General features: G+C 64.2%; 3 protein-coding genes and 1 pseudogene. 2 read left to right on the top strand and 2 right to left on the bottom strand.

The genetic code is table 11. The features are described from left to right. Positions 1-172 precede the first annotated feature (172 nt). Both EOA32_RS34920 and EOA32_RS34915 read right to left on the bottom strand, forming a co-directional pair. Complete coding sequence (locus tag EOA32_RS34920) at positions 173-1285, bottom strand: glycosyltransferase family 2 protein (protein ID WP_128374120.1); 1113 nt, start codon at positions 1283-1285, stop codon at positions 173-175. After that, entirely contained in the window at positions 1285-2436 is a 1152-nt protein-coding gene (locus tag EOA32_RS34915) for an acyltransferase (RefSeq protein ID WP_128374119.1), read from the bottom strand. Before EOA32_RS34915 ends, EOA32_RS34920 begins: the two co-directional genes overlap by 1 nt. 578 nt (positions 2437-3014) lie before the next feature. Here EOA32_RS34915 and EOA32_RS39015 point away from each other — a divergent pair. Continuing rightward, complete coding sequence (locus tag EOA32_RS39015; RefSeq protein WP_189407629.1) at positions 3015-3185, top strand: hypothetical protein; 171 nt, start codon at positions 3015-3017, stop codon at positions 3183-3185. Continuing rightward, positions 3185-3546 (top strand): annotated as a pseudogene (locus tag EOA32_RS34910) (EamA family transporter); the annotation flags it as partial. The gene EOA32_RS39015 and the pseudogene EOA32_RS34910, both read left to right, overlap by 1 nt.

The following is a 3546-nucleotide window of genomic DNA, read 5'->3' as shown; positions in this document are numbered from 1 at the left end:
GGGCGAGGGAGGGGCGGGCAGGGCCGGGTGCCGCGGCAGGGGATGGCGCGCGTCGTTCATGGAGAGGGCTCAGCGCTGAGGCTGCTGACCTCCCTGCTTGTGAGGGGAGATTGTCTGTCGCGCCGGCTTTCGCCGATTTCCACCGCCGGCGAGTGGACGCGGCCAAAGCTGCTCATGCCGCCTCCATCCTGTAAGGCGCCAGCACCGATGCCGCCGGCGTGGATTTGAAGCGGTAGGCGAGCCTGTCGGCCTGCTTGCCGGCCCACATCGAAGCCTGGCTGAGCCACGGTGCCCAGGCCCCTGGGCGCAAGGCATATTGCTCCCGGCGGCGGATCGCGTTCCATTTCGCCGCAAGCGTCAAAAGCTCATGCGTCAGCGCCGGTTGCTCCTCGTCGTTGACGAGTTGGTAGAGGAAATAGAAGAGGTTGAGCGCGCCGGCCTCGAAGCTCGGGCGCAGCGCCGCGGGCAGCGCGGTAATCCGCTCTTCCAGCGCGCGGATGAAGGCTGCTGCCTCAGCCACCGTCGCGAAGGAAACTCGATCGCCGATGGCGCGCAGGTCCTTGGTATCGTCTGTCAGACCCTCGCGCTCGAGGTTTTCGCCGACGATCCGGAGATGCGTGCGCCGCATCTCCTTCACATGCCGGCTGGTCACGCTGCCGGAATGCACGCGGTAGACCAGCAGGCTCTCCTCCATCAGGGCCGCCGGATAACGGTCGGCGAGCCGGCGGAAGAGGTCGAAATCCTCGGCATGCCGGTAGGCGGCGTCGTAATGAAGGTCCGCCTCGCCGATCACCCGGCGGTTGTAGACCACGGTCGGGTGCATGAAGATCGTGAAGAATTTCGCGAGCGCGGCAAGGTCGAGGCGGAACACCGGGTCGAGCCTGCCGGGCGCGATACGGCCACGCACCAGCATGTCGACGACCGAGCCGCAGAAGCCGAGTTCGGGGCGCGTTGCAAACAGCGCCGCCTGGCGCGACAGCCGCCAGGGATAGGCGAAGTCGTCGGCGTCCATACGCGCGACGAGTTCGCCTTGCGCGCTCGCCAGCCCCTCATTGAGGCTGGCGACGAGACCGCGGTTCTCGCGCGAAACAATGGATACGCGGCTGTCCGCCTTGCGGAAGCGGTCGAGGATCTCCAGCGACCGGTCGGTCGAACCGTCGTCGATGGCGATGATCTCGAGCCGGCTGTAATCCTGCCGCAGGATCGATTGGATTGCAGCGCCGACATAGGGCTCGGCATTGTAGACCGGCAGCAGCACGGAGATGAGGGGAGTGGCGCTTGCCATCATCGCCGCGCCTCGGTTCGCTGCAGGTCGAGGGCGGACACGCTGGCCGGCGGGCCTATCCAGCTTGTCTCGCCCGCCATGCCCGCGCGCGACCGCGCGACATAAGGAAAATATCGCTTCAAACCGTTGAGCGGCTTTTCGAACAGCGCCCAGGAGAGAGAGGCTGCAAGCAACGTGGCGGCGCCTGCGACAACGAAGCGGCCAGGCCCTTGCTCCGAGACGTTGAGCGGGATCCAGGGCTGCGCCTTGACGGCGTAGGCGAGAAGGATCGGGTGGTAGAGATAGACGCCGTAGCTGATGCGGCCGAGGAAAAGCAGCGGCGGCAGTTCGGCCAGCTTGCCGAGCCTGCCGTGGAGGCCGTAGGAGCAGGCGGCGACGATCGCCACCAGCGGCACCAGCGGCAGCACCTGCACCAGCGTCCAGTGCGCCCACTCCCATGCCGAGTTCGCCGGTCCCGGATCGGACCAGACGACGAGCAGGAAAACGGCCGCGAAAGCCGGCCAGCCGAGCCGCATCCAGCGCGGCACATCGGCGCCCCTGGCGCGGCGAACGGCAAGCAGGGCGCCGCAGCCGAGCGCGTCCATAGAGGCCGGCGGCAACAGGTCCCGGGCGAGCGCCGGGTTGGCGGTGAGCGGCCAGTAGAAGCGGTACGCGAACGAGAAGAGGATGACGCCGATCGTGATCGCCTCGATACGCCGGCGCGGCGCCAGAAGCACGATCAGCGGCCAGGCGAGATAGAACTGCTCCTCGATGCTGAGGCTCCAAAAATGGCAGAGCAGCCAGGGGTTCCAGTCGTTGCGCAGCGCATACCAGAAGTTCGAGAGATAAAGCGCATGCCAGGCAAGCGACGAGCTGGACTGTTCCAGATTGGTGAGCCAGACCAGGGCCAGCACGGCGAAATAGGGCGGAAAAATCCGGATTATGCGCCTGGAGTAGAAGGCGCGCAGCGCTGGCCCGGAAGCGAATACATTGCTGTCACGCGCGTCCAGCAAAAGTCGGGTGATCAGGAAGCCGGAGAGCACAAAGAACAGCCGCACGCCGAGATGGCCGAGGAAGGAGGTGCCGTTCGGCGCAAGGAAATGCGCGTAAAGCACCAGCGTCACGGCCACTGCTCGCACTGCGTCAAGCTGGATGTCGCGCTGACCTGTCATTGGCGGGGTCCCCAGGTTCCGCCGTAAGATCCTGCGCTGGACCTGCAAAGCACGCCGGCTCTGCCTGTCGACGAATCTCCGTCCGGGGCGAGAGTACCGTCCTTGGCTGTCAGCGGAATGCCCATTCGGCTCAACGTAGCGGCATCCTCCACTGCCCATGTTGGTTAACATCTGTCCCGGCTAATGTTGCGGCGCAACACACAATGCTTACAGCTCTGAAATAAAGCTGTGATCTGGAGGGTTGCAGACGATAGTTGAGTTGGGGAGTTTGGCCTATGGTCCTAATGCTCATGGGCGTTTGGTCTGATTTTTCAAGTATTTATCGCCAAAGATGTTGTGAGGCATTGTGGCAACCGTAGCGGGTGTTTTGGCGATACTTACAGTAACGCCCCATTTGGCCAAAGACTATTCAAATCGCGTTGTGAAAAGTATTTTAAATTTCAAAGACTTGTGCGGCGCAGCAATCCAGTTGCGAATCCTGATAGGCCTGTCCCAGCATCCGCTCCCCGTTGCCTCACGACAGGGGACACGCCAGGCTCTATCTCCACCTCGGACTGGCCCCGCGGGATGGAGAAGAAATGACGTCGACGCCGATCGCAAACCCGCAGGCGCAGCTGGGAGCCTTGCCCGTCCTCGGCCTGCTTGGTGCCATCCTTTCGGTGCAGGTTGGCGCGGCCTTCGCCAAGGGCCTGTTTCCGGTCCTTGGGGCGGACGGCACAACGATGCTGAGGCTCCTATCGGCGCGCTGATGCTGGCGGCAGTGCTCAGGCCATGGAAAGTGCTGCCGACACGAAAGGGACTGCCTTGGCTCGCCGCCTATGGCGTCACCGTTTCCGTGATGAACCTGCTCTTCTATGCCGCGCTCGAGCGCATTCCGCTGGGTATCTGCGTGGCGCTCGAATTCACCGGCCCGCTTTTTGTCGCCGCACTCGGCTCGAGGCGCCTTCTCGACCTCGTTTGGGTGGTGCTTGCCGTCGCCGGCATCGTGCTGCTCTCGCCGTTCGCCGATATTAGCCGCGGGCTCGACCCGATCGGTGTGCTGCTTGCGCTTGCCGCCGGCGCCTGCTGGGGGCTCTATATCATCTTGGCGCAGAAGGCCGGCGCCGAGCT

The organism is Mesorhizobium sp. M1A.F.Ca.ET.072.01.1.1, assembly GCF_004023325.1.
Taxonomy (GTDB): Bacteria; Pseudomonadota; Alphaproteobacteria; order Rhizobiales; family Rhizobiaceae; genus Mesorhizobium.
Note: the sequence above shows the minus strand (reverse complement) of the source record. Positions and strands in the feature narration are given on the sequence as shown.

Bases quoted from the DNA above. Each gene is read 5' to 3' on its own strand.
- EOA32_RS34920 (WP_128374120.1), bottom strand. From the start codon at position 1,285: ATGGCAAGCGCCACTCCCCTCATCTCCGTGCTGCTGCCGGTCTACAAT.
- EOA32_RS34915 (WP_128374119.1), bottom strand. From the start codon at position 2,436: ATGACAGGTCAGCGCGACATCCAGCTTGACGCAGTGCGAGCAGTGGCC.
- EOA32_RS39015 (WP_189407629.1), top strand. From the start codon at position 3,015: ATGACGTCGACGCCGATCGCAAACCCGCAGGCGCAGCTGGGAGCCTTG.